Source organism: Vibrio ouci (assembly GCF_004551525.1).
GTDB classification, from domain to species: Bacteria; Pseudomonadota; Gammaproteobacteria; order Enterobacterales; family Vibrionaceae; genus Vibrio; species Vibrio ouci.
The window spans coordinates 1-386 of record NZ_SATR01000403.1; the positions used below are offsets into that span (position 1 = coordinate 1).

Genomic DNA, 386 nt, shown 5'->3' on the forward strand with positions numbered 1-386 from the left:
ACCGTTGAATCGCGCTCAAATTTTGGCACGAGTTCACGGAGGATGTTTTCCTTGGGGTTGGTAATGAATCGCTACTGGTGACGAGCAGGTCTGGACGACCGGAATGGAGTGACGTGTCAAAATGGCTACAACTTTCGATCCGACGTTTGGATTAGGCTCAAATTTTTTGCACGAGTTTTCGTTGGATGTTTTCCTTGAAGTTACTATGGAATCGCAATTCCGTGACGAGGAGGTCTGGGCGGCCATAATTGATTACCGGGTCATAATGACCATAACTTATGATCCGACCGTTGAATCGCGCTCAAATTTTGGTATGAGTTCCCGGAGGATTTTTCCTTGGGGTTGCTATGGAATCGCTACTGGTGACGAGCAGGTCTGGACGACAG

General features: G+C 47.9%; 1 protein-coding gene. It reads left to right on the forward strand.

Translation table 11 applies throughout. The features are described from left to right. Nucleotides 1-121: 121 nt before the first annotated feature. The coding region (locus tag ELS82_RS27690) for a hypothetical protein (protein WP_208733344.1) at nucleotides 122-386 on the forward strand (265 nt) is incomplete at its 3' end.